Consider the following 15544-nt stretch of genomic DNA (forward strand, 5'->3'; position numbering starts at 1 on the left):
TGAAAATAATATCAGATTGCTAAAATGAGTCTTTTATTTTGTTTTTTATAAATCCGAAGGTGAAGGATTCACTATGGATAATGTCGAAAATATAAGGGTGAAGGGAGTTGATTATATGGATAAGGAACTAAAATTGGCTTTGGGAAAGATTTTAGGTGAGATTTACCGGATTCAAAAAGCTCAAGAAATAGACTCCGTTTCCGACAGCAGACTTTTTGGGTTGCTGAACGGGTTCGAAGAAGCTATTGATAGCGAGCTTGGCAACCTGCAATTCATCAGTGATGAAGATGTGAAAAAGGTGACTGACGAACTTGCTCCTTATTGGAACGGGGAGAGAGATATCGAAGAAATCCCATCCTTCATGACTTTCAGAATGGACCTTGAAAGAAAAGGGATAAGCCATTCGAAAGTAGTGGACATTCTGAAGTATTTGAAAGCCGATGGAAGGTTCCAAACAGAGATTGAAAGATTAGGTACTTTCAATTTAGGAGGACACGATCTATAAGCAACGAAGCTCCCACGGTCTTCCGGGGAGCCTTTGTTTTGTTATTTTCCACCGATATTGTTTTGGCGCATTAGGTAATAAGTATTTAGGGCGATTTCAAAAACAATATAGAGTATTCCTTCAGTAATAAAAAAGATAAGATGGCTTAATCCTCTCAAAAGGTATTCATTGAATAATTGAATTGAGTCGGCCGCGGTTATATGAGATTGGTACTCCCCGAATAAGGTAAGCCCTTGTCCGGCAGTAAGAAGAAGTGAGAACAAAATGAGACCCTTAAAGCCCAAATAAAGATTATCATTTTAATCCTTTCCTCCTAGAAACAATTTTCCCGGAAACATTTTAGCATATTTTAGATTCTTGTAAAGATTGTCCTATCTCTAACAGCCGCAATGAGAGAATGCGATTTCTATGAGGTTGTCATGCGGATTGTTATGGACCACTCCAATGAATTCATAAACGCAAGCATTGGCTCATTTGCGGAAACACAACAAACCACGCTGAATACGCGAAGAAGTACGCATACGATGAAAAATTTCCTTCAAGGCAGTTCTTGTGATGTCGGGGGATAGAAAAAAGAGAGGGGTCGAGGTTGAATGGATCAGAGGCATGTAACCCTTTGGATCACTGACAAACACAATAATGTCATCGTTGAGAGTGAAATGAATTTGGAACCCGGCGATGTTCTCCTGGCTAAGTTACCTAACGGTGCAACAATAGAAAATGCAATGAAAGTCCAAGAAATGTTAAAAAGGGTGCTTAATGGGAACAAAACATCCTCGTATTAGCGAAAGATGTAGAACTAAGTATTCTGAAAAAAGTTGAAGGAGGGTAAACAACTCTATTCATTAGAATTGGGCCATTTTCTTATTTATATCTGCATAATTCTCATCAATCAACCACCTTCAGTATTACCCTCATCCCAACTCCTGTTCCATAGTTCCTCATCAGTAACTTCTTCCTCTTCTGCATACTCATTATAATCATCAAAAACAACTTCCTTATTTATCCGCGTCCTTTCTACAATCCTTTCTAAATATGTCCAGTCTGATCCTATCAACCTCTTTAATTCTTCAATTTCTTCTTTAATGTGTCTACCCATTCCACCTTCATACTTAGCCCATGTACTTTTCAAGGTATATAACCAACAACCAGCATAACGATCTTCCATTATATGTTCAAGGTCCTTTGTTTCAATGGAATAGGGTACTTCGCCATTACTACCACCTATTTTCGTAACAGTTATGATTGACATAATTATCTCCCCCTCAAACAAAATGTAGAACAAGTTAATTGTATGAAATATCCAAATATACCACAATATGATTTTTTTGTAATCAGCCAAGGCAAAAATAATTTATTTTTGAGAAGAATTGAGAAGCATCTCGTACTACTGGACTTAGGTAAGGGAGTTAAGGATCAATGTCCTGAAACTCTAACTTTCTATAAAAGCGAAAACGAGTCTTGGCCACAAGCTAAATCAAGGATCGGGTTTAGCCCGGTCGTGTGGCGGTGGTATTTTTATTACGCAAGATAGGAAAAATCGTGAAATTAAAGTGAAAAGGCTAAGGAGTATGTAATTAAATAATGCAAAACAGAAATGGCTCTTTAAGGTGGGCCATTTCTCATTTTTCCTTCGCTTACTAAAAATCAAATATCCTTTTATTAAATATCTGGTTCGACAAAGAATAATCTCCTTCACAAAAAAGATTATTCCCTCGTTAATATCAAAGCAGTTCCTCTTTCTTTATTTGCACTAATTGTATATAGATTTAATTTAGACTTAGACTTGGGAATTTCTATAAAACCAATCCACCCTTTTAAGGAGTTTTCAAGAAAACTTATATCATCATTTTGTTCTAACAATTCTTCAAGGCGCCAAATATTACTTTAAAAACCTGGGAGGACAATAAGAGTTCCACTTTTACTCTCTATTGTGCCTACTTTTATAAAATTATAGCTTATTGAAAAACTCAAACGGCTTCAAATTCGAATGAAATGGAAAAAGGAGAAACTTGAAAGATCAAAGAAAGCCCGTCCTGAAGGATAAGTTACGGGGAGTGACTGACGACCCAAGGGAGCATCCCTTCTTTTCAAATACAATCGTTGAAGTGGTAGAGGTTATGGACCATGGAGTTGTGTGGGTTAAAAATAAGGATGGGACATATGGATGTTTAATCCCTCACGATTACATTTACGAAGAAAAATAAAAAAGGAGGTTTATCCCCTTGGCTAGGGGTTCCTCCTTTCCTTGCACTCTCCCACGACAAGTTACTTGGTGGTATTAATCTCTTTTCCGAGCGATAATTACAGGCGGCAACTTCTCACTGGTTAAAGAGAGGGACACTGGCATCACTGTCAGTGCAACACACAGAGTGATGGTTGTGACAAGCCTAACTACTCTTATCATCCCGATTCCCCCTATCTGGTCCGAAAAGAACCATCCTGGCCAGGGGTTATCCGTGATTATTGCTTTCGTATCCCATAGTAAATCTGGTAAGTCCTGCCATTGCTTATATTATATCAAGCGATTCTAGCAAAACGAAGAATTCACGGAATAAATTTTAAAAATATTTTAGGAGGTTCCAGGATGCTCTACCTACATGACGTTTGGTTAAACTGGAGCGAAGGTGCGCATTGCGAACTTATGAGGTTTATGACTTTCATTAATGGAAGAAGAGCGACAATGTTTCCCTCGCTGATTATCAGATTCCTATACTCGTAGTGGAGAAGGACTTTTATGATTACGCGGAGGATGGCATCAACGAACTTCCAGAAAAGCTTGTTCATGATGTAAAAGGACACTCTTTTGACCGTGTGAACCACGAAAGGATTCCGACTAATACGTTAATCTTGACCGACAAAGAAAGGATAATCGGAATTGATTTGAAGGGGACCAATGTACCTGTTAGAAAGAGTAGATTATTCCGCGTCAAGAGAGTCTTGTATTTGAAATGGTTGAATACCATCCAGTAACAAAGTATGAGTTCAACCCGATTTCCGGAGAAGACGACGACATATTGAACTCGCCGTCACCAAGATATATGTTCGGCCTTACTAGAAAGGAACGGGCGCTTAAGAACTTGTTGTTTGAAGCCTGGAACTAGTCAAAAAGGATTCTATAAAAATTGGTGATGATTGGAACCTTTTATCTTTTTCATTTCGACTTTGAACTATAATCCACTTCTTCCTCGTTCGTTGAATCTGTAATTTTAATCTTCTCTCCATTAGAGTTAACACGATAATAGCCTGTCTCATCTTGATGAAAGTTCCCACTACAATTCTTTAAGTAGGCCTTTCCATATTCACTCTCGAAATCAAAAGGATTAATTCCCAGTGTTTTTTGTGCTTCAACTATAGCCAGTTGAATAAAATTAGCAGCTAAATTTGCCCTGCTAGTTTCTAATTGTTTAGCGAGATACTGTAAACGGTAATTCGTTTCATTTTCTATAGAAACTGAAAACTTTACTGGCTTAGGTATATTTTCTAATTCCAACATTGCTACACGTTCATTGACATATTTTTCATTCGAGCTCTTTTTGATCTCTCCTCTTACTTTTTTTAAGATAAGAAATGTAATAATATTCAAAAAATATAAAAAGTATTATTGTTGTAATTATCTTACAATCACTTGCTACCCGATTACTATTGTGCCTAGGTTACTTCTAAAGTAAATTTTGCCATTAAAAAACTGCACCCCAATTGTTAGATATGACTAACAATTGGGGTGCAGTTCAAACATTCACGTGCCTTTTGGACATCCCCTTTGACAAAGAAATAAGGTTTTAGCATTCCCAAACTCTAACTCCAGAAATAACATTTAATGTATAATAAAACTATTGAAAATTTGACAATACAGATTCGGAATGCGACGCAAAGGCATGCCAATCCACGTAGTTTTTAGGTGGGGATTATTGTATGTTTATACAATTCTTCACATTCCTAAGTAACAGATACACAAACAAATGATGTTATGAAGCTATTCAATACAAGGAGTTCTGGAACACATGACTCAAGTAACAGTCAATCTCTTATTAAATCTATTGGTCGTTCTATTAGGGATTATCATTCATCAAATTTGGCGAGAAAGCTCTCCGCTTAATCGCAATCACAATAAACTATCCATTCTCATTGTATCCAGTATAACAATGGCACTTTGTATGTCCTTTACTGTTTATGAAGTTGTAGGGGTTCATTATGATTTGCGCCGAATTCCTTTTTGGTTTGGAATTTTATATGGCGGCCCTGTAACCGGATTTGTCCTGGTAGTTGTGGGAGCTATTATAAAAGTGCTGCAGGGCGGTCCGCATGTACTAGTGAGCATTTCGATTTCGATTCTGCTGTTCCTTTTAACGGTTTATGTAAGGCCATTGTATTTCCGCCTAACGGCTAGACATCGTTTACTTCTTAGTGTGGCCGTCAATATCACTTTTTCAATTATTTTTCTTATTGGAATTTCGTATTTTGAAAACAACTTCTTCGATCTTGCAAAGTGGATAGATTATATTCTTTTCAATACTCTGGGAATCATTCTCGTATGTTGCATGTTCGACATCATCCGTAAGAATTATTTAATCAGGAGAAAGGTGATCGAGGCTGAAAAGATTGACGTGTTAAGCCAGCTGGCTGCAGCGGTCAATCACGAAATAAAAAATCCTTTAACAACTGCAAGAGGAGTCCTGCAATTATTGAAGGATGACCCTGAGCTGGGCAATGAAAGGAAGGAGTATTTTATTCAACTGGCGCTTGATGAAATTGATAGTGCGGATAAGGTTATGAGCGATTATCTAACATTTGCCAGACCATACACAGAGTCTGGCGGTACGTTTAAATTGGATGCTGCAATTACAAATTCAATTGATGTCATATCACCGCTCCTATCCGGCACTGATACGCAGATTACGGTTCAGTCTATTCCCTCATTCACTATATCCGGACGTTCCGAACAATTTGTCCAGGCACTGGTTAATCTCTATAAGCATAGCATTGATACAAGCAGTGGAGTCATTGAAATCAGTTACACTGCAGCAGGCTCTGTCTGTACCCTCCTGATCAAAGACAACGGCAACGGAATGCAGGAGGAACAATTACGGAATTTAGGCATGCCGTTCTTTTCGCCTACCGCTCATGGGACAGGCCTGGGAATGATGGTCGTTTACAGGATTATTGAAAACCTGAATGGCGAGATTGACATTAAGAGTACCAAAAATGAAGGGACGACTGTAAAGATTTCTCTTCCAATCCTGAAACCATAGGGACGGTTTATCTGGAAGTTGTGAAGAGAGCTTAAAAGCGAAACACCCTCATTCCTCCTAGTACAAAAAGGCATTGTGAACTTAGTCCACAATGCCTTCTTTAATCTAATTCAACCTGTGAAACAAGAAAAATCGGGTGGTGATAGACTATTAAATAATTTTTATATGTACAGCTGCTTCATTTGGATATTACCAGATGAGAAACAACAGATTCAGTTTGATTTAAAAGCCCATAGAGAACTTTAACTGTACTATTATAAAGGCGACCATGATTAGGCCGCCTTATATATATTTGCTTTACAGAAGCTTTTTTACTTCGCGCTATTTTCGTTCCAAAACATGAATAAATTCTCTCATGTAATCGGGGAGATCTGGCGGTCGGCGGCTTGATACAAGATGGCCGTCAACGACAACTGGTTCGTCATACCAAATGGCTCCTGCATTTTCCATATCGTCCCGAATTCCCGGGGTACTTGTTACCTTTTTTCCAGATAGAATCTTTGCAGAAATGAGCACCCAGCCAGCATGGCAGATTTGTCCTATAACCTTTTCACTTGCATCCATGTTCTGTATTAGGGATAGCACTTCAGGAAAACGGCGAATTTTATCCGGGGCCCACCCCCCTGGTACTAAAATGGCATCATATTGATCGCCATCAATATCTGCATAAGTGAAATCCGCTTTGGCCGGTACTCCGTATTTCCCCTTGTATTCAGCGCCTGCCTCTTCTCCTGCAAGATGTACAACCGCACCCTCTTCGCGCAGCCTATAAATCGGATACCAAAGCTCTAAGTCTTCAAAATCCTGATGGACCAGGCTGATCACTTTCTTTCCTTGTAATCGCATTTAAATCCAACACCCTTCAAAATATAATTGATTATTCTTTATTCCCTATCTACATAATAGAGTATTCACTTATATCCTGCTTGGTTGGCAAGCAAAAGATCACCAATAATCCCGGCATCATTTCCCAGCCCGGGACGAATCATATACCCGGACAGTTCTGACAAGGAAACATTTAATATTGATAGGCTCAAAGGATTCTACCGGTATACCATCCAATTCATATCGATTAAAGAAATCAATATCCTCTGGAATTGTAGGAATTGGGGCTCGAGGAGTTATATTTACCGTTTCATCCCCAACAGCAAATACAAATTTGGATACCAGGCACCTCCAGCGACTACTTAGAATTGATTTGTCCGTATTATCATAAATTCCAGGTGAGCTTCTAGGTTTTTATTTTTGCCTAACCTACATTAGTACCACTAAACGGACAAAAGTTAAGTCAATGGTGGTGGATATTCGAATAACACTGTTTCTGTTTAATCTTAACGTATTTTGAAAATTGATCGTTGAGGCTGGTAAACTCTTTGTCAAAGGGTAGTAAAAAAGATGGCAGAGGTGGTAACCGTGGAGTGACAGGCATCTGAATTTATGCTGCGGTATAAAATCAGAAAGAGTTCTACTAAATCGGACACATTGCAACACCCAAACCAACCCTCCCGCGCCGCAAACTAAAAAGGCGCTGTGAACCTACAATTCACAATGCCTTCTATATACCGATTCAACCGGTGAAATATTTTCATTTAACAGCGAAACAAGAAATTCCCTGGAATCCAAGCATATGAATTTCAGCGGGTATTTTCACACAGACTGTGACAATCGAGGTATGAAACAATAAATACCGGGTAATAGCAAGACCTAAACAAATGGTGAAAAAATTAAACTAATTGTATGTTATCTGTATCCACTTTCCTCTTCTTTACAGGTACTTTATCATTCCATTTTACTTCGTATACATCTATTCCTGCTCTAGAGTAACGAAGCCAGCCCTTTAAATAATTCTCATTCTTAATTTCCATAAACTCAGGAGGCATGGTTGAAATAGAAACAGCATTAATCCTTGAGTTTTCACTTTTGGTTAGAACACATGCAAAGGTATACTCATTAAGATAATGTTCAATATATTGGTAATCCACAGGTCCGTTCCCGCCACTTAGAAAAATATTTTTAATTAAAAACTCTTTTGGGATTACATGTTCATGTAACAAAGGTTCTGCTTTTGTATATTCATCTCTTTCAAATACCTGTTTAAAAGCCTGCGCTGACCAATATTTGCAACCTTCATGTTTTGAACTCTTAACCGGATAATGTTCAGTCCATGTCTGAATTGCTACATTACGTAGGTAATACGCTTTGGAATATCCCGTCAGTATTGGATTGTTTATGATTTCTACCATTTCCTCGATCAATTTCTTTTTTACAAGTAGTTCATCTATACTTCTTTTACTCATTGAACAACCCCTATTAAAGTTAAAATATTCAATGAGATTCTAATTATGACTACATACTCTATTTTTCTAAAAATTATTAGTAGGTTATAAAATTTTTTATGCCGCGATTCACAGGCACCTTAACAAAAAGAGATTATTCCCATACATACTAGGAATAATCTCTTTTACTATTTCTCTATTTCACTGTAGTTTTCGTCACCTTACTCACATTCCCAGCCCGGTCCTTCGCATTAACATAAAGTGCTGTGTTCCGCTTCTGTGCTGGAATTGTTACTTTATACTTTCCATATCGATCAGTGGTTACTTTTCCGATTACTTTTGTTCCAACCTTGATTGTCACAACGGAATAAGCTTCGGCTATTCCAGTTACCGTCCTTGCTCCGCTTTTTACCGTGTTAACCCTAGGAGCTGCAGGTGGTGTCTTATCAATCGTAAACTTAATCGTTGTCTTGTTGCCAGCAGAGTCGGTTACAACCAGCGTGTATGCTTTTGCTGGTTTAACGACAGTACCACTCTTGAAGGCTACTCCATTCAAGGTTGCTTTACCTTCGTTAAAATAAACACGGACATCTTTATTGTAAAAAGCGTTGTTGGCAACACCGGTTACCTTCGGAGCCGTTTTGTCGATTGTGAATTTCACGGTGGTCTTGTTTCCGGCTGCATCGGTTACGACCAATGTATAAACCTTTGCAGTCTTCACCACAGTGCCACTAACGAAAGTTACTCCGTTTAAAGTTGCCTTGCCTTCATTGAAGGTCACTTTAACATCCTTGTTATAAAAAGCATTGTTCGTTACACCGGTTACCTTAGGGGCAGTTTTATCAATGGTGAACTTCAGAGTTGTCTTATTGCCAGCCAAGTCAGTAACTACTAGAGTATAAACTCCTGGAGTTTTCACAACCGATCCGCTGGTTAAAGCAGCCCCATTCAATGTTGCTGTGCCTTCTTCAAAGGTAATTTTAACATCCTTATTATAGTAGGCGTTGTTTGTAACACCGGTTACCTTTGGAGCCGTTTTATCAATTGTAAACTTAACGGTAGTTGCATTTCCTGCCTTATCAGTAACAACGAGCGAATAGGTTCCAGCCGCTGTTACTTTTGTACCACTTGTAAAAGCAGCACCATTTAGTGTCGCTGTTCCTTCATTAAAGACTGGAGTTACATCCTTATTGTAAAGGGTATTATCCGTTACACCTGTTACAATCGGGCCAGTTGTATCAATGATAAACTTGATTGTTGTTATGTTTCCAGCTGTATCTGTTACAACTAGGGTGTAGTTTCCATCTTTCTCGATTAATGTACCACTATTAAAACTTTCACCATTCAATTCTGCGGTGCCTTCAGTAAATGTCACCGTAACAGCTTTGTTGAATAAGCTATCATTTACTACACCTTCCACCACTGGTGGGGTCTTATCGACAGTGAATTTGATAGTAGTTTTATTTCCTGCCTTATCTGTTACCACAAGCGTGTAAGATCCATCCATCTTAATAGTTGTACCACTTGTAAATGCGGAGCCATTTAGGGTAGCCGTACCTTCGTTGAACGTTGGTGTTACTTCTTCGTTATAAATACCATCAGTTGCCACTCCGGAAATAACAGGTGCAGTTTTATCGATGATGAACTGAACTGTAGTTTTATTTCCTGCTTTATCAGTTACAACCAGAGTATATGATCCCTCTTCTTTAACGGTTTGGCCACTAGCAAAAGTGGCTCCATTTAATGTTGCTGTTCCTTCATTAAACACTGGAGTTACTTCTTTGTTATAGTAAGCGTTATTGATAACTCCGGAAACGACTGGTGCCGTCTTATCAATGGTAAATCGAACTGTTGTTTTGTTGCCCGCTGGGTCTGTAACCACTAGAGTATAAGTTCTTTCATCCTTAACTACAGTTCCACTAGTATAAGCCAAACCATTAAGTGTAGCAGTACCATCACCAAATAAAGGCGTCACGTCGTTATTATAAATAACGTCATTTTCTACACCAAAAACATGTGGTGGTGTTTTATCAATGATAAATTTTACTGTAGTCTGATTCCCTGTTTCATCTGTAACTACTAATGTATAAAAACCTTCATCCTTAATAAGGGTGCCCAACTCATAGTTTTCTCCATTTAAAGTGGCTGTTCCTTCATTAAAGAAGATGGTTACATCTCTATTGTATAAAGAATCGTTCGTCACTCCTTCAATGATAGGGAATGTAACATCCTTCACGGTAACTTCCTTAGGGTCACTAACATTCCCTGCATTATCGCTTGCGGTAATGGTTAGAGTGGTTCCTGCTTTTTGTAGGTTAATAGGTACAGTGAAAGATCCATCTTCGTGTGTCAATGCTGTTCCTATTGGCAAGGTTCCTGCATTGACATTTATGGTTGAACCCATTTCTGAAATTCCATTAACACTCGTTGATTTATCCGTTACTTCATTTATTGTTTGTATAAAAGGCGCAGTTACATCTTTTACAGTTACTTCCTTTCCCTCACTTACATTACCAGCATAATCTGTTGCGGTTACCATTAAAGTTGTTCCTGCCTTTTGCAAGTTGATGGGCACCAAGAATGTCATATCATCTTGAGTTACTGTAGTTCCTATTACACCTGTTTCTGACTTTACTGTAATCGTCGAACCTGGTTCTGATGTTCCAGTTATACTAGTTGATTTATCGGTTATTTCATTAACGCTTGGAACGTTAGGAGGAATTATATCAGGTGTATTTTGATCTGGTGATAATAAATAAGGTTTAAAGTTGATATATGATGCAGAACTAAGGTCATCATTTTTATCAAATATCATTCTTTCTATAGCTGCTTCATTTGTTGCTCCCCAATAGTTATTCATTGCTGTCATTTTTGAAGATGAGTAACCAGCGGGAAGTACTAGAGCATAACCTGTATAATCCTTACGGTTTAAGAAAGAATTATATGAAACAATGGTTTCGGAATTTGAATAGCTTGCCCAGTTTTCAACGGCAAAATTTTTATAATTATAAAACACATTATTTAAAATATTTACTTTAACATTATCGCTTGTTCCAACACTGATTCCTTCAGAACTAATAAATACATTTCTTTCAATATTTACGTCATTCGTCGGATACCAAAGATATAAGTAACTAGATAGATTTGAAAGCCTTGAATCTCTTAATATTAAACTTCCATAGATAGCTCCAGGACCTGGGCGATACAAACTACCATAATTAATATCAGCATACTCAATGTGGATTAGGAACCTCTTAGTATAATCACCAGCTCCCGGTTCTATATCTACATTGTTAAATTTTATTTTTGACTCAGAATTTCCTACTGCTTCAAAGTCCCCAAATACTCTAATTCTTTTATTATTTCCTTCGATCGTTGTCCCAGGTTCTATGGTTAATTTGACACCATTAGCGATTTGAATATCTCCGGCTAAAAAATATGGAGAACCTTCAGCCGTCCATGTTGTATTCTGATTAATTATTCCACTTACACTAGTCCCTGAACTTGCTTTACCTTGAATACCTACTAAACACGTGAAGAATACATGGAAGGCTGTGAAAATTATCAAGAAGCTCCTTTGTTTCATAAAGTTCCCCCATTTTTAGAGAAATAAATAAGCCTTTTCCTTAAAAGTATTTAAATTACAATTTTATTATAATGGACAACTAACACGTTAATAAACAATTTATTTACAGATTAAATATATTCTGCAAACAATATCTTCTTGTTATTAAAAATAAAAAAACTTATTACTCAGTAATGCCAATATCCCGCATTCTCCTTTTTATTAGCTTTACATTATTTCTGTTAAACTGGTGAATGCTTAGCCTTCCTTATTGTTCGAAACAATAAAATAGTCTTGCCCTTTGATATCTGCTTCACTTTTTTCAGTCTCTATTGGATCACCTTGTCTGGTAAACCCTAGGCAGAAGTTGGTCAACTCATTGTCGATGGCTGTAAATAAGATGGAAAAGACGGTAGGGGATGAAAGGGAGAACGTTAGTGGTTGTTACTCTTATACAGTAAGTAGAGATTAGGGTTTTTTTTAAATGGCGGCAGATATTGTATCCATTCATTTCTAATATAGGTACGAAATAGGAAATATTTCCTAAAACTAACTAAAATTTCTGTATATGAAGGATTTTCCCCTTCTTATATAGAAAATATAGGAAAAATGACAAGTGGGTGAATTAGATGAAAAGAACGATACTTTACTTTCCTAACATTGATATTCCAGATGGTCAATGGATTAGAAACTCTTTACTTTACTGGGATGAAATTAGTTCTATTGTCCCAGAATCCCCTGAATTCAATTCACTATCCCCTTCTATTGAATATTTATCTAGCGTAGGACAATACAGAACTATGAACCCGACACAGCTTTTGAAAAGTGAATTATATAAAGAGTTTGAAACCGAGTTTACTTTAAAAATAAATGATTACATTACTAGCAGGCCTAAAAGAATAGGTACGGTTTTTAGAAATGTAGATGGAAAGCATAAGATTCACACCAAGAAACTTAACTATATGATGATTCATTTATTGAAAGAAAGTGGAGTGCTTTCCAGAAAGGATTCTGATAAGTGGGTAGAAATGGACGGACAAGCGGCAAACTTATATATGACAATATTAGCAAAGTATCTAGCTATTGGGGATGAGAATCAAACTGTTATTGGTACTGACCAAAATCAGTATTATGATTTATCCTACTTAAAATGCACTAATCAAAATAGGGTTGACAATAATGAGAAGCCTTTCCTAAGTAACCATTTAAGAAATATATTGCCTACACCTCTTCCAAATGTTCCTTACGAGGAAATATTAGATTTTAAAAAAAGACACCGAGACGAACTTCTGCAATTCAGAACTATTATTAACGAATTTGAATCGCAAATAGCTAATTCAGATTCTATTATTGAGATTAAAGAAAAAACAATTAGTTATAAAGAAAAGATTGAACTTGGTACGAGTGAAATAGCGAAAGCTCTTAAGGGGTCCTATATTAAATTCGTCTTCTCCTCACTGAGTTCCATAGTAAATCCAAAGAATTCTCTTATATTAACAAGTCTATTAACCCCATTATCAACTCATGTTCCGATAAATATAGATGTTATGGGAGCAAGTATATCCGGTGGCATTGAAATAGGAACAAATTATGTTGATATGAAAGAAAGTATAAAGACAAAACTGTCCGATAATAGCTTTGTTTATCTTTATAAAGCTCAACAGGAGGGGCTAATCTCAGGCAATTCGAATTTTTCAATTTCACAGATTTAAAATCCGCTTAGCTAAAATAAAAGCCTAGAGGTTCGCCTGCAAACACGGACAAATTGATTCTAAGTTGCCCGCTGGTGGGACCCCGTCCCCTTTCACCGAATTCTAAGCATCGGGACGTTACAGTCAATGGCAAGCAACTACGCTGTGGCTCTGTTACTGTTGCACATTTAGGCTTTATCGGAAACCGGATTATATGAATATATAAACCTCTCAGTAATCTGGGAGTACTGGTAAGTAGCTTGTTATATGGTGGTAAATTCTCTGTCATTCATTGGTACAAACTATGTCATAAGCGGTACATTTGGGTGGCTTTAATCAGTATTCTCTTAATAAAAAAACTCCTCTCATTTTATTATGAAAATGAGAGGAGTTTTTTCATAAAGCGCTTGCATACCCTAGTAGTTAGACTGTTAAAATGTTGTATAACGGGGTTGTATGGAATAACTACTGGCGTAATTAAACGGTTCATATTGAATAATAAGGGACTAGCACCATTATATACTTGGTAAAATATTCCTAGGAGGATGATTTTGTGTTTCCAACTGAAATTATAATAAAGAATAATTCATGCCAAATTATTAATAATCATTTGACGCATTATGAATTGAAAACGTTATTTATTAATAACCCTTATGAAGTGTATGCCATGGTAAATGAGAGCTTGGAAGAAGAAGAACCTATGTTGACAACTTTTCTAATTTTGTACTCTGTTGATTTCGAAGACAATGTAATCCTTTATGATATATCGAGGCAGATGCATACAACTTTAACAACAAAGTTATCTATTCTAGAGAAAGGATATTTAGAGTTTATTGATGTGGGCATGGTTGATAGGCATCCTATCAAATTCTATAAAAGGGAACAAACAAATGAAGATACTTAAAAATGGAAGAAAGAAGTTGATTTATGATCCATGCCGTCAAATTTTGCTTCAGTATACACCTGAAGAGGAAGTTAGACAAAAAATTATTCAGGTATTAATTGAGGAGATGGAAATTCCGAAAGACTCAATCAGTACAGAATTTGCTCTTAACCATATTGATTCAACATCTAAAAAACGAGCTGATATAGTAGTTTGGCATAAAGATCGTGATGGTATTCAACATGCCCTTTTAGTGTTAGAAATAAAAGCTAGCCATATAGAATTAACAGATCATACCTTAGAGCAGGTTAAAACTTACAACAAAATCCTTAAAGCAAAGTATATTGGGATTGCAAATGGAAAACAAATGCAATTGTATGAGGTAATGAATGATAAAGTAATTCCTTTAACCAATGAACTCTTTAAGTATGCAGAACTGGTAAAGGGAAAGGTGGAATATACGAGATTACGTGAATTACGGAGATTACCATATGATTTGACCACATATGACCGTTATATTAGTTTCTTACTTCAAAAAGGATATATTGGAGAAGGCACTCATACGGAGTTGCACCCATTTATTTCAGAACTGCAAAATTACATATTATGTGGTGTATTTATTAAGAGTGGCAAATACAATACAAATATCATAGAGGATTTATCATACGGAATATTTTCTTTTGGAAATGCAGGTGGGGGAAGTTTCCCCGGATACTATCGAAGTCTTATCGTTAAAGAATTAAATGGGAAGCATTCAATCTACCGCATTGGTATTTTTGGGACTGCTGAACTGAAGTATGATCCTGTTTATGGAAATAGGGATGGAAATACCTATCTAATAGTTGCTGTTGATAATTCTGGGCTTTCAACAAACATTCTTCAATTAAATATTGACCAGTTTATTTCAGTATCCAAAGAGCAAAATATCTATAAGATTTTCCATAATGGGCGTCGTAATGGATTTAAAAACCGCCAAGTATTTGAAAAAGTAAAGAAGTTTTCTCCTGAACTCATTGTGGATGAGAAAATATATCTCGGCTCATTTCCATCAAAAGAAGCAATATCAATAAAAGCTGGTTCAGATTTTATTGAGAGATTAATAGAGTATGCTAGCGTACGGGTAAAGTTAGCAGAGAAGAAAAAGAAGAAACTGAGCTTAAAGGAAAATTAATTATTTACTCAGTAAGAGGAATGCAATATCACTAATAGACGGAACGAATTAATTGAAACTCATAGGATTAATTCAAGTATGTCCAGGAAGGCTAATAATTGCAATGATAATACCTGTATTAAGGATTTTACAACGGTAGTAAATTCAATGAAAAACAATGATATTAGGGGGAAATAACTAAGAACAATCGAACCCCATATA

General features: G+C 36.7%; 15 protein-coding genes. 9 read left to right on the forward strand and 6 right to left on the reverse strand.

The genetic code is table 11. From position 1 onward, the window contains the following. Nucleotides 1-115: 115 nt before the first annotated feature. On the forward strand, nucleotides 116-505 hold the full coding sequence (locus TY16_RS07150) for a hypothetical protein (RefSeq protein ID WP_155922176.1): 390 nt from the start codon (nucleotides 116-118) through the stop codon (nucleotides 503-505). A 593-nt stretch (nucleotides 506-1098) separates the two neighbouring features. Then, nucleotides 1099-1290, forward strand: coding sequence for a hypothetical protein (locus tag TY16_RS07160; RefSeq protein ID WP_043931145.1), 192 nt, complete (start codon nucleotides 1099-1101; stop codon nucleotides 1288-1290). A 107-nt stretch (nucleotides 1291-1397) separates the two neighbouring features. Here TY16_RS07160 and TY16_RS07165 read toward each other — a convergent pair whose 3' ends face one another. Continuing rightward, the gene (locus TY16_RS07165) at nucleotides 1398-1757 is read right to left on the reverse strand and encodes a hypothetical protein (RefSeq protein WP_043931146.1); all 360 of its coding nucleotides are present in this window, start codon (nucleotides 1755-1757) and stop codon (nucleotides 1398-1400) included. A gap of 760 nt (nucleotides 1758-2517) precedes the next feature. Between TY16_RS07165 and TY16_RS07170 the strand changes: the two genes are divergently transcribed. Continuing rightward, nucleotides 2518-2712 carry a hypothetical protein gene (locus TY16_RS07170; protein WP_043931147.1) on the forward strand — a complete coding sequence of 65 codons (195 nt, stop codon included), beginning with the start codon at nucleotides 2518-2520 and terminating at the stop codon, nucleotides 2710-2712. A gap of 74 nt (nucleotides 2713-2786) precedes the next feature. Here TY16_RS07170 and TY16_RS27070 read toward each other — a convergent pair whose 3' ends face one another. Then, nucleotides 2787-2912 carry a hypothetical protein gene (locus tag TY16_RS27070; RefSeq protein WP_269320275.1) on the reverse strand — a complete coding sequence of 42 codons (126 nt, stop codon included), beginning with the start codon at nucleotides 2910-2912 and terminating at the stop codon, nucleotides 2787-2789. A 305-nt stretch (nucleotides 2913-3217) separates the two neighbouring features. Between TY16_RS27070 and TY16_RS25625 the strand changes: the two genes are divergently transcribed. After that, the gene (locus TY16_RS25625) at nucleotides 3218-3478 is read left to right on the forward strand and encodes a DUF3603 family protein (RefSeq protein WP_269320337.1); all 261 of its coding nucleotides are present in this window, start codon (nucleotides 3218-3220) and stop codon (nucleotides 3476-3478) included. Continuing rightward, on the forward strand, nucleotides 3457-3609 hold the full coding sequence (locus tag TY16_RS27270) for a DUF3603 family protein (protein ID WP_081772918.1): 153 nt from the start codon (nucleotides 3457-3459) through the stop codon (nucleotides 3607-3609). The genes TY16_RS25625 and TY16_RS27270 overlap by 22 nt, the downstream gene beginning before the upstream one ends. 50 nt (nucleotides 3610-3659) lie before the next feature. On the opposite strand, the gene TY16_RS07175 is transcribed toward TY16_RS27270, so the two are convergent. Beyond that, entirely contained in the window at nucleotides 3660-4001 is a 342-nt protein-coding gene (locus TY16_RS07175; protein WP_155922178.1) for a hypothetical protein, read from the reverse strand. A gap of 508 nt (nucleotides 4002-4509) precedes the next feature. On the opposite strand from TY16_RS07175, the gene TY16_RS07180 reads away from it, so the two are divergent. Further along, nucleotides 4510-5757: a sensor histidine kinase gene (locus TY16_RS07180; RefSeq protein ID WP_043931150.1), complete on the forward strand. Its 1248-nt coding sequence runs from the start codon at nucleotides 4510-4512 to the stop codon at nucleotides 5755-5757. A 321-nt stretch (nucleotides 5758-6078) separates the two neighbouring features. Here TY16_RS07180 and TY16_RS07185 read toward each other — a convergent pair whose 3' ends face one another. The 3 genes from TY16_RS07185 to TY16_RS07195 form a co-directional block, all read right to left on the reverse strand. After that, the gene (locus tag TY16_RS07185; protein WP_043931151.1) at nucleotides 6079-6603 is read right to left on the reverse strand and encodes a type 1 glutamine amidotransferase domain-containing protein; all 525 of its coding nucleotides are present in this window, start codon (nucleotides 6601-6603) and stop codon (nucleotides 6079-6081) included. Nucleotides 6604-7481: 878 nt separating this feature from the next. Further along, on the reverse strand, nucleotides 7482-8054 hold the full coding sequence (locus TY16_RS07190; protein ID WP_043931152.1) for a hypothetical protein: 573 nt from the start codon (nucleotides 8052-8054) through the stop codon (nucleotides 7482-7484). Nucleotides 8055-8229: 175 nt separating this feature from the next. Continuing rightward, a complete protein-coding gene (locus tag TY16_RS07195) occupies nucleotides 8230-11619 on the reverse strand; it encodes an Ig-like domain-containing protein (protein ID WP_043931153.1) in 3390 nt (1129 codons plus the stop codon). A 608-nt stretch (nucleotides 11620-12227) separates the two neighbouring features. On the opposite strand from TY16_RS07195, the gene TY16_RS07200 reads away from it, so the two are divergent. From TY16_RS07200 to TY16_RS07210, 3 genes are all read left to right on the forward strand, one after another. Next, nucleotides 12228-13310, forward strand: coding sequence for a DUF6236 family protein (locus tag TY16_RS07200; protein ID WP_043931154.1), 1083 nt, complete (start codon nucleotides 12228-12230; stop codon nucleotides 13308-13310). Nucleotides 13311-13842: 532 nt separating this feature from the next. Next, nucleotides 13843-14193, forward strand: a complete 351-nt coding sequence (locus tag TY16_RS07205) for a hypothetical protein (RefSeq protein ID WP_043931155.1) — start codon at nucleotides 13843-13845, stop codon at nucleotides 14191-14193. Next, nucleotides 14180-15343 (forward strand): type I restriction enzyme HsdR N-terminal domain-containing protein, encoded by a 1164-nt coding sequence (locus TY16_RS07210; protein ID WP_043931156.1) that lies wholly within the window; start codon nucleotides 14180-14182, stop codon nucleotides 15341-15343. The genes TY16_RS07205 and TY16_RS07210 overlap by 14 nt, the downstream gene beginning before the upstream one ends. Nucleotides 15344-15544 lie beyond the last annotated feature (201 nt).

This window comes from Bacillus sp. EB01 (genome assembly GCF_000613125.1).
Lineage (GTDB): Bacteria > Bacillota > Bacilli > Bacillales > Cytobacillaceae > Bacillus_D.

Excerpts from the sequence above, each read along its gene's own strand:
- TY16_RS07150 (WP_155922176.1), top strand. The coding sequence starts at position 116 with ATGGATAAGGAACTAAAATTGGCTTTGGGAAAGATTTTAGGTGAGATT.
- TY16_RS07160 (WP_043931145.1), top strand. The coding sequence starts at position 1,099 with ATGGATCAGAGGCATGTAACCCTTTGGATCACTGACAAACACAATAAT.
- TY16_RS07165 (WP_043931146.1), bottom strand. The coding sequence starts at position 1,757 with ATGTCAATCATAACTGTTACGAAAATAGGTGGTAGTAATGGCGAAGTA.
- TY16_RS27070 (WP_269320275.1), bottom strand. The coding sequence starts at position 2,912 with ATGATAAGAGTAGTTAGGCTTGTCACAACCATCACTCTGTGTGTTGCA.
- TY16_RS27270 (WP_081772918.1), top strand. The coding sequence starts at position 3,457 with ATGGTTGAATACCATCCAGTAACAAAGTATGAGTTCAACCCGATTTCC.
- TY16_RS07175 (WP_155922178.1), bottom strand. The coding sequence starts at position 4,001 with ATGTTGGAATTAGAAAATATACCTAAGCCAGTAAAGTTTTCAGTTTCT.
- TY16_RS07180 (WP_043931150.1), top strand. The coding sequence starts at position 4,510 with ATGACTCAAGTAACAGTCAATCTCTTATTAAATCTATTGGTCGTTCTA.
- TY16_RS07185 (WP_043931151.1), bottom strand. The coding sequence starts at position 6,603 with ATGCGATTACAAGGAAAGAAAGTGATCAGCCTGGTCCATCAGGATTTT.
- TY16_RS07190 (WP_043931152.1), bottom strand. The coding sequence starts at position 8,054 with ATGAGTAAAAGAAGTATAGATGAACTACTTGTAAAAAAGAAATTGATC.
- TY16_RS07195 (WP_043931153.1), bottom strand. The coding sequence starts at position 11,619 with ATGAAACAAAGGAGCTTCTTGATAATTTTCACAGCCTTCCATGTATTC.
- TY16_RS07200 (WP_043931154.1), top strand. The coding sequence starts at position 12,228 with ATGAAAAGAACGATACTTTACTTTCCTAACATTGATATTCCAGATGGT.
- TY16_RS07210 (WP_043931156.1), top strand. The coding sequence starts at position 14,180 with ATGAAGATACTTAAAAATGGAAGAAAGAAGTTGATTTATGATCCATGC.